Source organism: Bacillus sp. ms-22 (assembly GCF_009759805.1).
In the GTDB taxonomy this organism is placed as follows: domain Bacteria; phylum Bacillota; class Bacilli; order Bacillales; family Bacillaceae; genus Bacillus; species Bacillus xiamenensis.
In genome coordinates, this window is sequence record NZ_CP046653.1 from 2,941,729 (window position 1) to 2,957,407 (window position 15,679).

The 15,679-nt window shown below is 43.3% G+C and carries 11 protein-coding genes, 16 tRNA genes, 2 rRNA genes and 1 pseudogene; 6 read left to right on the forward strand and 24 right to left on the reverse strand.

Annotated elements, in window-relative coordinates; genetic code table 11:
• Positions 1-10: 10 nt before the first annotated feature.
• Positions 11-778, reverse strand: a complete 768-nt coding sequence (locus tag GPA07_RS15310) for an ABC transporter ATP-binding protein (RefSeq protein WP_008358663.1) — start codon at positions 776-778, stop codon at positions 11-13.
• A gap of 163 nt (positions 779-941) precedes the next feature.
• A complete protein-coding gene (locus GPA07_RS15315; protein ID WP_034739115.1) occupies positions 942-1,097 on the reverse strand; it encodes an FbpB family small basic protein in 156 nt (51 codons plus the stop codon).
• Between the two features lie 264 nt (positions 1,098-1,361).
• Here GPA07_RS15315 and GPA07_RS15320 point away from each other — a divergent pair, with 264 nt between their 5' ends.
• The gene (locus tag GPA07_RS15320) at positions 1,362-2,654 is read left to right on the forward strand and encodes a homocysteine synthase (RefSeq protein WP_157292921.1); all 1,293 of its coding nucleotides are present in this window, start codon (positions 1,362-1,364) and stop codon (positions 2,652-2,654) included.
• Positions 2,655-2,699: 45 nt separating this feature from the next.
• Here the strand turns inward: GPA07_RS15320 and lepB are convergent, their stop codons facing one another.
• Together lepB and GPA07_RS15330 are read right to left on the reverse strand one after the other, a co-directional pair.
• Positions 2,700-3,266, reverse strand: a complete 567-nt coding sequence (gene lepB / locus GPA07_RS15325; RefSeq protein WP_071167866.1) for a signal peptidase I — start codon at positions 3,264-3,266, stop codon at positions 2,700-2,702.
• A gap of 156 nt (positions 3,267-3,422) precedes the next feature.
• Positions 3,423-5,366: a lipoteichoic acid synthase gene (locus GPA07_RS15330; protein ID WP_034739123.1), complete on the reverse strand. Its 1,944-nt coding sequence runs from the start codon at positions 5,364-5,366 to the stop codon at positions 3,423-3,425.
• 536 nt (positions 5,367-5,902) lie between these two features.
• Here GPA07_RS15330 and GPA07_RS15335 point away from each other — a divergent pair.
• The 5 genes from GPA07_RS15335 (at position 5,903) to GPA07_RS15355 (ending at position 8,711) form a co-directional block, all read left to right on the forward strand.
• The gene (locus GPA07_RS15335; protein ID WP_157292922.1) at positions 5,903-6,706 is read left to right on the forward strand and encodes a DUF2262 domain-containing protein; all 804 of its coding nucleotides are present in this window, start codon (positions 5,903-5,905) and stop codon (positions 6,704-6,706) included.
• 18 nt (positions 6,707-6,724) lie between these two features.
• On the forward strand, positions 6,725-7,414 hold the full coding sequence (locus tag GPA07_RS15340) for a DUF1963 domain-containing protein (protein WP_157292923.1): 690 nt from the start codon (positions 6,725-6,727) through the stop codon (positions 7,412-7,414).
• Between the two features lie 66 nt (positions 7,415-7,480).
• Complete coding sequence (locus tag GPA07_RS15345; RefSeq protein ID WP_008358651.1) at positions 7,481-7,750, forward strand: hypothetical protein; 270 nt, start codon at positions 7,481-7,483, stop codon at positions 7,748-7,750.
• A gap of 142 nt (positions 7,751-7,892) precedes the next feature.
• Positions 7,893-8,084 carry a hypothetical protein gene (locus GPA07_RS15350; protein WP_008358649.1) on the forward strand — a complete coding sequence of 64 codons (192 nt, stop codon included), beginning with the start codon at positions 7,893-7,895 and terminating at the stop codon, positions 8,082-8,084.
• A gap of 78 nt (positions 8,085-8,162) precedes the next feature.
• Complete coding sequence (locus GPA07_RS15355) at positions 8,163-8,711, forward strand: histidine phosphatase family protein (protein WP_008358647.1); 549 nt, start codon at positions 8,163-8,165, stop codon at positions 8,709-8,711.
• Between the two features lie 36 nt (positions 8,712-8,747).
• Here the strand turns inward: GPA07_RS15355 and GPA07_RS15360 are convergent.
• The 20 genes and pseudogenes from GPA07_RS15360 to GPA07_RS15455 all read right to left on the reverse strand — a co-directional run bounded on the left by GPA07_RS15360 (position 8,748) and on the right by GPA07_RS15455 (position 15,503).
• Positions 8,748-9,453 (reverse strand): annotated as a pseudogene (locus GPA07_RS15360) (hypothetical protein).
• 70 nt (positions 9,454-9,523) lie between these two features.
• Entirely contained in the window at positions 9,524-10,318 is a 795-nt protein-coding gene (locus tag GPA07_RS15365; protein ID WP_157292924.1) for a phosphotransferase, read from the reverse strand.
• Between the two features lie 512 nt (positions 10,319-10,830).
• A tRNA-Leu gene (locus GPA07_RS15370) sits at positions 10,831-10,912 on the reverse strand.
• 37 nt (positions 10,913-10,949) lie between these two features.
• A tRNA-Leu gene (locus GPA07_RS15375) sits at positions 10,950-11,038 on the reverse strand.
• A 14-nt stretch (positions 11,039-11,052) separates the two neighbouring features.
• A tRNA-Cys gene (locus GPA07_RS15380) sits at positions 11,053-11,123 on the reverse strand.
• Positions 11,124-11,128: 5 nt separating this feature from the next.
• A tRNA-Gly gene (locus GPA07_RS15385) sits at positions 11,129-11,203 on the reverse strand.
• A 7-nt stretch (positions 11,204-11,210) separates the two neighbouring features.
• Positions 11,211-11,282, reverse strand: a tRNA-Gln gene (locus GPA07_RS15390).
• A 9-nt stretch (positions 11,283-11,291) separates the two neighbouring features.
• Positions 11,292-11,367 (reverse strand) — tRNA-His (locus tag GPA07_RS15395).
• Between the two features lie 24 nt (positions 11,368-11,391).
• Positions 11,392-11,465 (reverse strand) — tRNA-Trp (locus tag GPA07_RS15400).
• A gap of 13 nt (positions 11,466-11,478) precedes the next feature.
• Positions 11,479-11,563, reverse strand: a tRNA-Tyr gene (locus GPA07_RS15405).
• A 15-nt stretch (positions 11,564-11,578) separates the two neighbouring features.
• Positions 11,579-11,651 (reverse strand) — tRNA-Thr (locus GPA07_RS15410).
• Positions 11,652-11,657: 6 nt separating this feature from the next.
• Positions 11,658-11,733 (reverse strand) — tRNA-Phe (locus tag GPA07_RS15415).
• Positions 11,734-11,752: 19 nt separating this feature from the next.
• Positions 11,753-11,829 (reverse strand) — tRNA-Asp (locus GPA07_RS15420).
• A gap of 49 nt (positions 11,830-11,878) precedes the next feature.
• Positions 11,879-11,955: transfer RNA gene (locus tag GPA07_RS15425), tRNA-Met, on the reverse strand.
• 15 nt (positions 11,956-11,970) lie between these two features.
• Positions 11,971-12,046 (reverse strand) — tRNA-Val (locus tag GPA07_RS15430).
• A gap of 31 nt (positions 12,047-12,077) precedes the next feature.
• Positions 12,078-12,152: transfer RNA gene (locus GPA07_RS15435), tRNA-Glu, on the reverse strand.
• 19 nt (positions 12,153-12,171) lie between these two features.
• Positions 12,172-12,262, reverse strand: a tRNA-Ser gene (locus GPA07_RS15440).
• A 4-nt stretch (positions 12,263-12,266) separates the two neighbouring features.
• Positions 12,267-12,341: transfer RNA gene (locus GPA07_RS15445), tRNA-Asn, on the reverse strand.
• A gap of 9 nt (positions 12,342-12,350) precedes the next feature.
• Positions 12,351-12,466: ribosomal RNA gene (gene rrf / locus GPA07_RS15450) — 5S ribosomal RNA — on the reverse strand.
• A gap of 108 nt (positions 12,467-12,574) precedes the next feature.
• Positions 12,575-15,503 (reverse strand): 23S ribosomal RNA (locus GPA07_RS15455).
• Positions 15,504-15,679 lie beyond the last annotated feature (176 nt).

A 15,679-nucleotide genomic window follows, 5' to 3' on the forward strand; every position in this document is an offset into this window, starting at 1 on the left:
TTTGACCTCCTTAAATTCCTGAGCCATCCGTCAATAACAGCTCATCTGTTTTCTCAAATTCTGAAAGCACCTTTTGTCTTAAGCTCTGAAAGGCTGTTGACGTTCTATTCCGCGGAAACGGTAAATTTACGGGAAGGATTTTATGAATTCGGCCGGGTCTTGCCTGTAACAGCACAATTTCATTGCCTAAATAAATGGATTCATCAATATCATGAGTGACAAGCACCATCGTGGTTCTTTTCTCCTGCCAAATATCCAGCAGCACATCTTGTAGGTGTTTCCGTGTAAATGCATCCAGCGCACCAAATGGTTCATCAAGCAGTAAAATCTCCGGATCACGCAGGAGTGCTCTTGCGATGGCTACACGTTGTGACATTCCGCCCGAAAGCTCATGTGGATAAGCATGTTCAAAACCTTTTAACCGAACAATCTCAATCAATTCATCCACTTTTCGGCGTATAGCTGCTTGTTTTAAATTGAAATTGGCAGCGATATTTTCTTCGACCGTCAGCCACGGAAACAAGCGATGCTCTTGAAAGATAAAGCCCTGTTTCATTCCTGGTTCTGTCACACGCCTTTCTCCTATCACGATCTCTCCTTCATAATCTGTATCAAGCCCTCCAATGATCTTCAGCAATGTACTTTTCCCGCATCCGCTCGGACCAATCACCGTCACGAATTCACCAGGAACGATGGTGAGCCTCACGTCCTCAAGCACTTGAATGGTTTGTTTGTCTTTCCAAAAAGACTTCCCCACAATATCAATGGAAATTGTCACTGCACCCTTCACTCCTCTTGTCTTCTTGCATATACACAGAAAGGCCCTTATCCCAAAAGAGAGATAAGAGCCTTCGTGTTGTCCGATCAGCTGTTCATATTGATTTGTTAGCATCATCCTAAATCATATTATCCCTATAAATCAACTATATTTTATAAAATAGTTATTTCGACCTTGTATGCTTTTCATCAATTCGATCGTAAATCGCTTCTATTCGTTCTTGATTACTGTAAATCTCATATTTGTTCCGCTCAATCAAAATGTCTAGTGTAAGATCCAGATGTCTTCTGTATTTTCTTCGTTTTTTCTTTTTTTCCATGTTCATCTTCCCTTCTAATTAAAATAAAAAAAGGCCCTTCACTCATGATAAGTGATAGAGCCTTCGGTTGACCGATCAGCTATTCTTGTTGATGTTTTCAGTATGGTCATGTTAATACACACTATTCCGACCTGTCAACTATAATTATTGTTTTTTCAGATTTATCTAAAAAATCATTGACCGGACAGGAAACAAGATTTATAGTCTTATTAAATATTTCTTATCAAAATAGTTGGTTTTATCTAACAAAAGGAGGATACACACATGTCAGAAGATCTTCAATTTCGTCTAGAAACAAAAGCCATTCACGCAGGTCAGGAACTTGATTCAGCCACCTATTCAAGAGCTGTACCTATTTATCAAACAAGCTCTTTCGGTTTTAGAGATAGTGAGCATGCAGCGAATTTATTTGGACTTCAGGAACCTGGCAATATTTATTCACGTATTATGAATCCTACAAATGACGTGTTTGAAAAACGGATCGCAGCGCTTGAAGGTGGAATTGGTGCGCTTGCCGTCTCTTCTGGACAAGCAGCTACTACTTATTCCATTTTAAACATTGCAGGTGCTGGCGATGAAATCGTATCCTCCAGCAGTCTTTATGGCGGCACATACAATCTATTTGCCCATACATTAAAAAAGCTTGGCATTAACGTGAAATTTGTAGATTCATCTAACCTTGAAGAACTCGAAGCGGCCATTACAGACAAAACAAAAGCTGTCTATGCAGAGAGTATCGGGAACCCCAAAGGCGACATTTTACATATTAAAGCCGTCTCAGCCATTGCACACAAGCACCATATTCCACTTATTGTGGACAACACGCTTGCCAGTCCTTATTTGTTAAGACCTATTGAGTTTGGTGCAGACATTGTCGTCCATTCAGCGACGAAATTCATTGGCGGCCACGGCACATCTATTGGCGGAGTCATCGTCGATAGTGGTCAATTCCCGTGGGCTGACAGTGATAAGTTCAAAGGACTGACGGAACCAGACCCAAGCTATCATGGACTGACGTATACCGAAGCGATTGGAGAAGCGGCTTATATCACAAAAGCACGTGTACAGCTCTTACGTGATTTAGGGGCGGCTTTATCACCATTCAACTCATTTTTACTTTTGCAAGGCTTAGAAACATTGCATCTACGTCTTGAGCGTCATAGTGAAAATGCATTGAAGACCGCACAATTTTTACAGGAGCATCCTCTTGTAGAATGGGTAAGCTATCCAGGTCTTGAAGGCCATGAATCCTTTGAGCTGGCTCAAACCTATTTACCAAAAGGACAAGGAGCCATCCTCACATTCGGTATTAAAGGTGGGCGAGAAGCAGGGAAAAAGCTCATTGATTCCGTCCAGCTTTTCTCACACCTTGCCAACGTGGGCGATTCTAAGTCACTGATTATTCATCCTGCCAGCACAACGCATCAACAATTAAGTGAAGCAGAGCAAAAAGCGACAGGCGTTACACCAGAACTCATCCGTTTATCTGTTGGAACAGAAGCGATTGAAGACATTTTGGCAGATCTAGAACAGGCGATTTCAAAAAGTCAGTCTTAAACAAACAAAAAAAGCACACGGGTGTGCTTTTTTTGATCTATTTTATTAATGATTGAGTAAACGAATATCTTGGATGGGATAAAACACAAATGATGTTGTCCCTTGAATATCACTCTTTGTAAAAAGACCTAAACCGTTGCGGCTGTCCATTGAATTTTGGCGATTGTCACCCATCACAAAGTACTTCCCTTTAGGAACGGTAAGAGGACCAAAATCAGGCGTCAGCAAAGTGCCGTCTGCTTCTGCTTTCTTTTTGTTTGACTCTAAATAAGGCTCAGATACTTTTTTACCATTCACATACAGCTGGTCATTTTTCATTTCGATTTTATCACCAGGTAAACCAATCAATCGTTTCACATAGTGAGTGCTGCGGTCTTCCCCATCAAGAACGATGATCTGTCCCCGTTTATAATCGCCGAAGTAATCAACGGTTTTATTCACAAAAACCCGCTCTGTATTATGCAGGGTCGGTTCCATAGAAGTCCCTTTCACAATATACGGTGCGAATAAAAAGTTACGAATGATAAAAACAGCAATAAATGCGATTAAGATGGCTTTGATCCAGCCCCATAACTCTGATTTCTTTTTTTGTGTTTTTGTATTTGTCGTCATAAGCTCCTCCTGAAATCCCCTAGGACGAAATGAGTTTTTCGCCAGCTGGCCGCTGACGTCACACTTGTTTCCTCCCTAAATATAAACATATTTTGCCAACAAATCAAGCTGAGAGAGAAAAAGGCAAGCACCTTTCTGTGCTTGCCCAAAACTCAGTTAGTTAGCAGAAGAATCCGCCTCGTTCTCTTTGTTTGTTTTACCATAGAAATAATCAGATGGATTCACTGGTTTAAAATCAGATAGTTTATGGAATCGAAGAAGATCCCTGTAGAGCACTTTATCTGAAAGGCTTAACTGATTATCAACACGGGCTTTAATTGCTTCTGTCTTTTTATTTTGTTTCACAACTTTACCCGTTTTTGTATCGTAGACTGTATTATCTACAAGGGTATATTTCGGTGTCACATAGTTTCCATTACGGAATGCAACGGTTTGATCATGCTGTTTAGAAAATAGATCTGTCCCAAAATTCACGAACTCATTTGAATCAATACCTTGTAAGTGAAGAAGTGTTGGCATCACGTCGACTTCACCGCCATACGTATGGTTCACGCCGCCCTGTTTTCCAGGGATACGAATCATGAGCGGAACACGCTGATTTTGTGCATTTTGATAAGGGGTAATTTCTTTCCCTTGGATTTCGCTCATTGCACGGTTATGGTTCTCAGAAATACCGTTATGGTCACCATATAATAGAATCACTGAGTCTTTATAAAGACCTGATTTTTTCAAGTCCTTAAAGAATTGCTCTAATGACTCATCCAAATATCTTGCTGTTTGGAAGTAATTATCTACGGTTTTATCGCCAGTTGTTGCCTTAGCGATCGTCGCATCTTTTTCATCTAAATTAAATGGATAGTGATTTGTGAGAGTCATTAAATGGGCATAAAATGGCTTTTTCAACGATTCTAACATTGGGATTGATTCTTTAAAGAACGGCTTATCCTTCAGACCCATATTCACAAGGTTTTCTTCATCCATGTTGTAATATGAAGCATCGAAGAATTGATCAATTCCCATATGCTTATAAATCGTGTCACGGTTCCAAAAAGATTTATAGTCACCGTGGAGCACTGCACTTGTATAGCCAGCTTTTTGATCTAGGATCGCAGGAAGTGATTGGAAGGTATTTTCACCTTTTGTCACAAACGCTGCACCCTCTGGCAAGCCAAACATACTATTATCCATCATCAGCTCAGCATCAGATGTCTTCCCTTGACCAGTCTGATGGAAGAAGTTATCGAAATACGTAAAATCATCTTTACCATGAGCCAGCTTGTTTAAAAATGGCGTGACTTCTTCTCCATTTAGTTTGTAGTCAATTAAGAACGACTGGAAGCTTTCTAAATGAATTTTAATGATGTTTTTCCCTTTTGCTTGACCAAAATACTCAGCATTTGGCTTCGCATAATGAGAGGTCGTGTAGTTCACAACATCCGTTAAATCATCACTGCTTGCATTTGCTACCTGCGTTGCATTTTGCGCCGTTTGCACACCGTCATAAATCGCATAGTTATAAACACCTAAATATTTGACAATATATTTATGATCAAATGTTCTCGTTAATAATTCAGGACGATCCTTTTCAGCTAAATGTAGATTGACAAAGAACAGTCCAACACCCGCAGCCACAATCAGCAGTGCAAACGTCTTTTTCATTTGGAACTTCTTCACTTCTGGTCTCCAAATGACAATAGCAATTAAAATAATGATATCAATGAAGTACAAAAGGTCATGCGGCTTAATGCTGGCTAACACACCGCCAGTCATGCCTCCCCCAAGATTGCCCGCTTGCTTCATAGTTGGGAAAGTCAAAAAGTCATCAAAGAAACGGTAATACGCTACATTCGCATATAAAAGTGCGGTCATAATAAAATCAATGACAATTAAAACAATGGCAGATTTACGCCCCTTCAAAAAGAGAGCAAGTCCTAAAAACACAATGGCTGAACTGAATGGATTTAATAAAAGAAGCCCCTCTTGAAAAGAACCTTTGACTCCTAAATTAAAGTCCATTTTGTAAGCTGTATACGATTTTGCCCAAAATAAAAGAACAGCCAAAACAAAAAAGCTATATTTGTTCGCAAATATTTTTTTCATAAAACCTCTTCTTTCTTCATTTCGATCTGATATAAATGAAATCATAAAAAATTTACATTCATTTTGCAAATGTAAATCTTCTGCACCAGGTATTCCGATGCTCTGTCTCCGCTGGCTACATGTGCTCCTTTAATATAACGAATGAGAAGCATCATAAGTTTCAAAAAAAATACGAGTAAATAAAAGGAAAATTATCCATTTACACTAAATTTACTAAAACTTCACATTTCAGTGTATCATGAAGGTTTTGTAAATCACTCAGTACTACTTTACTTTTTTCATCTAATCGTGTCAAAGTAATTATAAAGAAAAGGAAGAATCACCTAGGCTTTTCGACTTATTTACCCAAAATTATACAAAATTCGATCTCAGCCCATTTGCTCTTTTATTGTGACTCAACCTCCAACAATCCATGTATCCGCTCTGCTTCTATAAACCTAAAAACAGTTTTAAGCAAAAAAAGCTTGATTTCCTCTGCCAATGTACGGTGTGATAAAGGTATAGCTCCATCAATTAATCAAGCTGGGGGACATCCTATGAAAACGAACAAACAAATCAACACATTTGAACAAAGATTTTCAGAAGAAGTGATAGACATCATAGCTGTCACAGGACCTTCTGAGGTCGGTGCAGGAAAAGCAGGAAAAGAAACGCTTTGGACCGCTTCCATTCCACTCATTGCTTGGAAGGAAAATGACCGAATCACAACCGAAAAAATGAGACTGTGCTGGTTAACAGATGACAAGGGATTACGAGAAAAACAAGCACAAATACATCAAGAATCAATCGTTAGACTTCAGGTGCGAAAAGGTGAAGGTGAATTCATGCTCGTATCACTTACCGATACAGATACCGAGGATAGAGATCTTGAAGAGATATTAGAAGAGGCTCAAAAACCTGTCTTTTATCACGATGACAAATTGGGCACCTTTGAATTAGTAAAAGGACTGGACTTATTTGAAACAACCATCCAATGGGGCAACCAGGAAAGCCTTCTCTACTTCAATCTTGAAGAAGACGAAGACATAGCCGCCTCTCTCCAAACCGCTAGACAACTCGTACAAGAACAGGCTAAATGGGATTCCTCTATTAAATCATTTGCGGCAAATAAACTGATTGAATTAGCCAAAGATTGGCAGGAACAAGACGACTCGACTGAACATCAAGAAGAGATCTCGCAAGATCAATTGATTAACAGCATGTCACTGGAAAGCCTCCATGCTTATCCAAATGGAGAATTTGAAGCCTACTATCATGACGGTGATGTATTTTGGGGACATGTCATCATTGTCACTGGAAATATCAATGGCACGTTTCAGGATGCACATATTGCAGGCTAATGGATGGAGAGATGTTAAATGGAGATCAAGGCTTTTCATGAATTAAATCAAATAGGGAAAACACCAGTCACGGCCAAGATTGGCGGATTTCGTTCTGATCCATATAGATACAGCTGGTTTGCCGGTCATTTTTTCATGCACCCTGATAAAGGATGGCCGACAGATCAAGACGGAGCTATGATTCCCATTTTGCAAATATATTTACCAGAAGTACCAGGGGGAATAAACGGCTTTGATGAATGTAAGATGATACAAATTTTTCTCAACCAGAAAGCACTTCCGATTGATATCACCAAAAACGGTGAAGGCTGGAAGCTCATTGAATATTCAACAATGGAAGGATTAGAAATCGTTGAGACCCCTGAAGAAGTGAAAGGAATCAAACCCTTTCAAATCCAGTGGAGCGAAAGTGAACAAGAAGACTACCCGTGCTGGGAGGAAGCTTGGTCGTACGTTGATTTATCAGAAGTGAATGAAAGTGAAGAAGCAACAGACTACTTCTTTCAACAATACTCAAATTACTCGTTCACAAAAATCGGCGGATATGGGGCTTATATTCAATCTCCGCCCCATCAAAAGCAAGGTGAATTCATGCTGCAAATCGCCTCAGAAGAAAAACCTCGTTTCATGATTGGTGATCATGGCACCATGTATTTCTATTACAACAAAGAAACGAAAGAATGGTTGATGCACTGGGATTGTTTTTAGAGATCAATTGAATGAAACCTCTCCTCTTTTCTAAGCGTAATGAATCATATGAAAGGAGGAGATGATATGGGTTTTATTTTAGACATCTTTACCCTTGCTCTGTATATCCCTTTTCTACAGGTAGATGAAGAGGATATCTCCAGGAACGCAGTACATCTGAAACAATATAGCTGGTTTCAAGCGTTATTAAATGAGCAAACAAGTAGAGAGCTGATCATTTATCACCAAGATGTTCGCCATGCCATTGGCAGGTTTAAAACGGAGAAACTCCATAAAAAGCGATACAACTTAAGGTGCGAACGTAAATTACTGCAAGCATTACGTCATGCTATGTAAATATTCATAAAGAGCCGCACTTGCCTGTGGCTTCTTTCGTATAAATTGAATAGACCCATTTGAAGAAAACAATTGACGCTCGGACAACTCTCCCCGTATATTATGTATAAATCCATCTTTTTCTTAGAAAAGGGGGCCCTACATGTGCTTGTTTAAGAACTGGAGAAAAAAGCAGCCCAAACAACCGATCACTTCAGAAACGCAAGAAGACTGTATCCCAATTAACTTTTCCACCCTTCCCTTTGGTACAGACACCTTAGATGATTTTTTATTCAATTTAGACCTGACCTCCAAGCTCACAGATCCCTATAAAGAAACAGATACAAACAAATGAACCTAGACTTTCGTGAATGCTCATCCAAAACTGGATGATTTTTTTATCCTCTATTTACTCAATGAAAGGTGTAATCCCATGAAAACCTATTATATCGTCAGACACTGCCAAGCAGATGGACAATCCAAAAACGCGGCTTTAACACCGCAGGGCATCGCACAATCACACACACTCGCCGAGTTCTTTTCGAGCATACAACTCAATCAGATCATCTCAAGTCCTTATAAACGGGCGATCCAAACCAGCCAGCCTCTTGCCCATACAAAACAGCTTAAGATAAAAACGGATGAGCGTCTCTCTGAACGTGTGTTAAGCAGCAAGCCAATGGACGATTGGTATGAAAAGCTAAAGCTCACTTTTATGGATTTAACCATCGCGTATGAAGGCGGAGAATCCAGTCAGGAAGCCATGAACCGGATCGTAGAAGCTCTTGACGAACAAATAAAAAGAGGAGAAGATCATACCCTCTTTGTCACACATGGCAATATCATGAGCCTGCTCCTCAAATATGCTGATCCGGACATAGGATTCAATGAATGGAAAACACTCAGCAACCCAGATGTCTATGTCCTAAAATACTTTCGACCAGATCATTTAGAAATAAAGCGCATATGGCTCGACATATAAAAACGACAGAAACCTTCTGTCGTTTATCCATCATATCTATTGGCGATAATAAAAAGTCTCCACCCATTCATACGACTTCTCTCGCTCAGCACACCATTTCATAAAATCGTTTGTCTCCGTTTGCTGAAATTTAATCCAGTCTGATAAAAGCTGCGTATAGTAATCTGCTTGTTTTTGATAATAGGTACGTGTCCTTTCATCTTGTAACAGCATCACGACATCTTGAATGCCCTGAATTCGCTCTTGATCCATCTCAAAGGTACTTAAATAAAGATCTTCATGTATATGGTGAAACGAATACCACAACGCCGATACATAGGTTTCACAAATCTGAACAATCACACGCTGCTCCTCACCGCCTCCAAGCTCTACCGCCTTCAATAAATAAGGCAGTGCTTCTCCTTGGTGCACAAACAGACCTTGCCAGCGATACGGTCTCACATCCAATGGATCAATATCCACCCATTTTTGAAGAACAGGCTGGGTAATTCCATTCACCAACGGATACACAAGCAAATGGTGACCATCCTCAAACTGTTCAATCCACTCAAACACCCCACTCCACAAAGACACGCTGTGTTTCAAAATCGTTCTTCTTCATTTCTTCAATAAAGGAATCAAGGACTTTTAGCGCCTCTTTACGCAGCCCTTGCTCTTTTTGTACACAGTACTGTCTAAAATGCGGATCATGTGTTGACCTCTCGTCTTGAATGATGACCCGTAATATAGTAGTAGATTGCAATAGAATAACGCCGCCTTTTTTACATTCAATTTAATCCTAAGACAAACCCTCCATGAAAAAATGGTTGCTCTTAAATCCATTCTTTTCCGTGCGCCTGAATGAATTCCATGTCCTTTTGATAGTGTTCAAGATGCCCTTCAGCGATCATTTTCTGAAAAGCTATGTCCCCTTCATGTGCTTTTCTTTTCATGTATTTACATAACCCCTCTAAGCGCAGCAACACCATATCCAAAAAACTTTCTCCCATTTTCTCACCATAGGATTCGAAAAACAATTGAATCCTATATTTTATAGGATCTGCATGTTCTAATGAATGATATTGAACCAGCTTACCAGTCTCGGTGCGAATGAATCTACTAAGAGGGACACAAGTGTAAAGTGTATAAGCGATATCCCAAAGTCTTGGACCAGGAGCCGCAACATCAAAATCAATGATTCCTACAGGTTTTCCATGATTAAAAATAATGTTGTACAGGGCAAAATCATTATGGCACACCACCTCTGTTTGGTTAGGTGTATTGTCCATTCGTTCCCAATCATCTGATATTGGAAAGTCACTTACAGCATCGTGGTAGAGTCTTAGCATTTTCGCTATTTCTTTTAAAACATCATGAGAACACATATAGCCTTTTACAGGATCATTGCCGGCCTCCCCTTCGATAAAAGAGAGTATCTCTCTCCCTTCATCATCAATACCTAAATACTTTGGGGCATAACTGAAATTCTTTTTCTCCAAATGCTTTAATAATTTGTGTATGTTGCTATTGCCTGGCTTTAATTCCCGTCTAACCGTATCTCCCGAACGATAGACGTTTGAGACATTCCCGCCTGTCAGTAATTCTTCATTGTTATATTGATTTTTCATTAAAAATCCCCCTAAAGACGGGATACCAGCCAGAGGTGGAGTTTTCCCTATACATAAAAGCAGCTATCTAAAGGGCCCTGCTTAGCAAAGGGAATATAATTGTCCACAGCATGCATCCCTGTATCACTTGAATGATTTACACAGAAAAGTAATCGAATACTTAAAACGAAGGACTGTATAACTTTTCATTTTGTAAACCATGTCAAGGGTATTAAGTTGCCCTTTCTTTAGATCGCTAATTTTATATTATCAAATGGGATGGATCAACTAAAGGAGTTTTCAACACTTTGCTTTCTAGAAAGGGATACGGATCTTCTGTTTATCTGAAATATTCAAGAATGAAATACAATTCACTATGACGTTAGATGATTCAAACTCATGATCTGTTCTTAGGAATGATGTTACATGCTGCCTGTGCAAACACCAAAGCAAATTTAAAACACAAAAAAATGCCTCTCCATAATAGAGAAGCATTAGATTGACGGTACATTCATTCAATTACCGATTATAGATACCGGTGGCCGGGGTCGAACCGGCACTCCGTGAGGAACACGATTTTGAGTCGTGCGCGTCTGCCAATTCCGCCACACCGGCATGATCATTAAATAGCGCAACTTATATAAAAAAACAATGGTGCCGAGGGCCGGACTTGAACCGGCACGGTAGTCACCTACCGCAGGATTTTAAGTCCTGTGTGTCTGCCAATTCCACCACCCCGGCAGTCTTTTCAAAAAAGGCGACACCCGGATTTGAACCGGGGATAAAGGTTTTGCAGACCTCTGCCTTACCACTTGGCTATGCCGCCATTATTGGAGCGGAAGACGGGATTCGAACCCGCGACCCCCACCTTGGCAAGGTGGTGTTCTACCACTGAACTACTTCCGCATATCAACTGGGCTAGCTGGATTCGAACCAACGCATGACGGAGTCAAAGTCCGTTGCCTTACCGCTTGGCTATAGCCCAATAATAAAATGGGGCGATTGATGGGAATCGAACCCACGAGTGCCAGAGCCACAATCTGGTGCGTTAACCACTTCGCCACAACCGCCATAGATGTTATGAATCATATAATTGGCAGGGGCAGTAGGAATCGAACCCACACCGGAGGTTTTGGAGACCTCTGTTCTACCGTTAAACTATGCCCCTATGAAAATAAAAATGGTGGAGGGGGACGGATTCGAACCGCCGAACCCGGAGGGAGCGGATTTACAGTCCGCCGCGTTTAGCCACTTCGCTACCCCTCCACATTTGAAAAACAGTGCCGGCAAGAGGACTTGAACCCCCAACCTACTGATTACAAGTCAGTTGCTCTACCAATTGAGCTACACCGGCAAATAGTGGTGGCTCGGGACGGAATCGAACCGCCGACACACGGATTTTCAGTCCGTTGCTCTACCAACTGAGCTACCGAGCCAAGTATTCTTTTTAAAAAATGGCGGTCCGGACGGGACTCGAACCCGCGACCTCCTGCGTGACAGGCAGGCATTCTAACCAACTGAACTACCGGACCATTTTGACTGCACTCAATGAGTACTCCCTAATTCATAAACAAAAAATTTTGGTTGCGGGGGCAGGATTTGAACCTGCGACCTTCGGGTTATGAGCCCGACGAGCTACCGAACTGCTCCACCCCGCGACGATATAAGAGATATGGTGGAGGATGACGGGCTCGAACCGCCGACCCTCTGCTTGTAAGGCAGATGCTCTCCCAGCTGAGCTAATCCTCCGAATAAAATGCTGGTATGTATTCTATAAAAATGGTGACCCGTACGGGATTCGAACCCGTGTTACCGCCGTGAAAGGGCGGTGTCTTAACCGCTTGACCAACGGGCCCTCTATTATATGTATCTTGTGGCGGAGAGCAAGGGATTCGAACCCTTGAGACGGGGTTACCGCCTACACGATTTCCAATCGTGCTCCTTCGGCCACTCGGACAGCTCTCCAAATTGGCTCCGCAGGTAGGATTCGAACCTACGACCGATCGGTTAACAGCCGATAGCTCTACCACTGAGCTACTGCGGAATGAAGAAAGCCTGGCGATGTCCTACTCTCACAGGGGGAAACCCCCAACTACCATCGGCGCTGAAGAGCTTAACTTCCGTGTTCGGTATGGGAACGGGTGTGACCTCTTCGCCATCATCACCAGACAATTTAGTGACAAAAGATATTATACTATGTATTGAAAATAAATCAAGAGATATTTAAAAAATGTTCTCTCAAAACTAGATAACAATGTTCATGCTTCACATTAAATATAGGTTAAGTCCTCGATCTATTAGTATCTGTCAGCTCCACGTGTCACCACGCTTCCACCTCAGACCTATCAACCTGATCATCTTTCAGGGATCTTACTTCCTTGCGGAATGGGAAATCTCATCTTGAGGGGGGCTTCATGCTTAGATGCTTTCAGCACTTATCCCGTCCGCACATAGCTACCCAGCGATGCCCTTGGCAGAACAACTGGTACACCAGCGGTGCGTCCATCCCGGTCCTCTCGTACTAAGGACAGCTCCTCTCAAATTTCCTGCGCCCGCGACGGATAGGGACCGAACTGTCTCACGACGTTCTGAACCCAGCTCGCGTACCGCTTTAATGGGCGAACAGCCCAACCCTTGGGACCGACTACAGCCCCAGGATGCGATGAGCCGACATCGAGGTGCCAAACCTCCCCGTCGATGTGGACTCTTGGGGGAGATAAGCCTGTTATCCCCGGGGTAGCTTTTATCCGTTGAGCGATGGCCCTTCCATGCGGAACCACCGGATCACTAAGCCCGACTTTCGTCCCTGCTCGACTTGTAGGTCTCGCAGTCAAGCTCCCTTGTGCCTTTACACTCTGCGAATGATTTCCAACCATTCTGAGGGAACCTTTGGGCGCCTCCGTTACATTTTAGGAGGCGACCGCCCCAGTCAAACTGCCCACCTGACACTGTCTCCCTGCCCGATAAGGGCAGCGGGTTAGAAGGTCAATACAGCCAGGGTAGTATCCCACCGATGCCTCCACCGAAGCTAGCGCTCCGGTTTCCAAGGCTCCTACCTATCCTGTACAAGCTGTACCAACATTCAATATCAGGCTGCAGTAAAGCTCCACGGGGTCTTTCCGTCCTGTCGCGGGTAACCTGCATCTTCACAGGTACTATAATTTCACCGAGTCTCTCGTTGAGACAGTGCCCAGATCGTTGCGCCTTTCGTGCGGGTCGGAACTTACCCGACAAGGAATTTCGCTACCTTAGGACCGTTATAGTTACGGCCGCCGTTTACTGGGGCTTCAATTCGCACCTTCGCTTACGCTAAGCGCTCCTCTTAACCTTCCAGCACCGGGCAGGCGTCAGCCCCTATACTTCGCCTTACGGCTTCGCAGAGACCTGTGTTTTTGCTAAACAGTCGCCTGGGCCTATTCACTGCGGCTTCTCGGGGCTTTAACACCCTAAGAAGCACCCCTTCTCCCGAAGTTACGGGGTCATTTTGCCGAGTTCCTTAACGAGAGTTCTCTCGATCACCTTAGGATTCTCTCCTCGCCTACCTGTGTCGGTTTGCGGTACGGGCACCTCTCACCTCGCTAGAGGCTTTTCTTGGCAGTGGAATCAGGAACTTCGCTACTAAATTTCGCTCGCCATCACAGCTCAGCCTTCACGGGAAACGGATTTGCCTATTTCCCAGCCTAACTGCTTGGACGCGGATATCCATTACCGCGCTTACCCTATCCTCCTGCGTCCCCCCATTGCTCAAATGGTGAGGAGGTGGTACAGGAATATCAACCTGTTGTCCATCGCCTACGCCTTTCGGCCTCGGCTTAGGTCCCGACTAACCCTGAGCGGACGAGCCTTCCTCAGGAAACCTTAGGCATTCGGTGGACGGGATTCTCACCCGTCTTTCGCTACTCATACCGGCATTCTCACTTCTAAGCGCTCCACCAGTCCTTCCGGTCTGGCTTCACAGCCCTTAGAACGCTCTCCTACCACTGTTCGTAAGAACAGTCCGCAGCTTCGGTGATACGTTTAGCCCCGGTACATTTTCGGCGCAGAGTCACTCGACCAGTGAGCTATTACGCACTCTTTAAATGGTGGCTGCTTCTAAGCCAACATCCTGGTTGTCTAAGCAACTCCACATCCTTTTCCACTTAACGTATACTTTGGGACCTTAGCTGGCGGTCTGGGCTGTTTCCCTTTCGACTACGGATCTTATCACTCGCAGTCTGACTCCCAAGGATAAGTCATCGGCATTCGGAGTTTGACTGAATTCGGTAACCCGGTAGGGGCCCCTAGTCCAATCAGTGCTCTACCTCCGAGACTCTTACCTTGAGGCTAGCCCTAAAGCTATTTCGGAGAGAACCAGCTATCTCCAGGTTCGATTGGCATTTCACCCCTACCCACACCTCATCCCCGCACTTTTCAACGTGCGTGGGTTCGGGCCTCCATTCAGTGTTACCTGAACTTCACCCTGGACATGGGTAGATCACCTGGTTTCGGGTCTACGACCACGTACTCATGCGCCCTATTCAGACTCGCTTTCGCTGCGGCTCCGCATCTTCTGCTTAACCTTGCACGGGATCGTAACTCGCCGGTTCATTCTACAAAAGGCACGCCATCACCCGTTAACGGGCTCTGACTACTTGTAGGCACACGGTTTCAGGATCTATTTCACTCCCCTTCCGGGGTGCTTTTCACCTTTCCCTCACGGTACTGGTTCACTATCGGTCACTAGGGAGTATTTAGCCTTGGGAGATGGTCCTCCCGGATTCCGACGGAATTTCACGTGTTCCGCCGTACTCAGGATCCACTCTGGAGAGAATGACATTTCAGTTACAGGGCTGTTACCTTCTCTGGCGGGCCTTTCCAGACCTCTTCGCTTATATCATTCCTTTGTAACTCCGTATAGAGTGTCCTACAACCCCAAGAGGCAAGCCTCTTGGTTTGGGCTGTTCCCGTTTCGCTCGCCGCTACTCAGGGAATCGCATTTGCTTTCTCTTCCTCCGGGTACTTAGATGTTTCAGTTCCCCGGGTATGCCTTCTCATACTCTATGTATTCAAGTATGGATACTACTCCATTACGAGCAGTGGGTTTCCCCATTCGGAAATCTCCGGATCAAAGCTTGCTTACAGCTCCCCGAAGCATATCGGTGTTCGTCCCGTCCTTCATCGGCTCCTAGTGCCAAGGCATCCACCGTGCGCCCTTTCTAACTTAACCATTTCTTACTTTAGAAAGAATCACTATGTGTGATGAACTTTGCATTGCATTCAATGTGAATGTATTACTTATTGTTATCTAGTTTTCAAAGAACAATCCTGTCTCGCTAGAGACATGTTTTGAAGGAATGATCCTTCAAAACTAAACAAGACCAAAACGCACACTGCTCCATATAT

Coding starts and splice junctions, on each gene's coding strand:
- GPA07_RS15315 (WP_034739115.1), bottom strand. CDS start 1,097: ATGGAAAAAAAGAAAAAACGAAGAAAATACAGAAGACATCTGGATCTT.
- lepB (WP_071167866.1), bottom strand. CDS start 3,266: ATGACGACAAATACAAAAACACAAAAAAAGAAATCAGAGTTATGGGGC.
- GPA07_RS15365 (WP_157292924.1), bottom strand. CDS start 10,318: ATGAAAAATCAATATAACAATGAAGAATTACTGACAGGCGGGAATGTC.
- GPA07_RS15330 (WP_034739123.1), bottom strand. CDS start 5,366: ATGAAAAAAATATTTGCGAACAAATATAGCTTTTTTGTTTTGGCTGTT.
- GPA07_RS15355 (WP_008358647.1), top strand. CDS start 8,163: ATGAAAACCTATTATATCGTCAGACACTGCCAAGCAGATGGACAATCC.
- GPA07_RS15335 (WP_157292922.1), top strand. CDS start 5,903: ATGAAAACGAACAAACAAATCAACACATTTGAACAAAGATTTTCAGAA.
- GPA07_RS15340 (WP_157292923.1), top strand. CDS start 6,725: ATGGAGATCAAGGCTTTTCATGAATTAAATCAAATAGGGAAAACACCA.
- GPA07_RS15320 (WP_157292921.1), top strand. CDS start 1,362: ATGTCAGAAGATCTTCAATTTCGTCTAGAAACAAAAGCCATTCACGCA.
- GPA07_RS15350 (WP_008358649.1), top strand. CDS start 7,893: ATGTGCTTGTTTAAGAACTGGAGAAAAAAGCAGCCCAAACAACCGATC.
- GPA07_RS15345 (WP_008358651.1), top strand. CDS start 7,481: ATGGGTTTTATTTTAGACATCTTTACCCTTGCTCTGTATATCCCTTTT.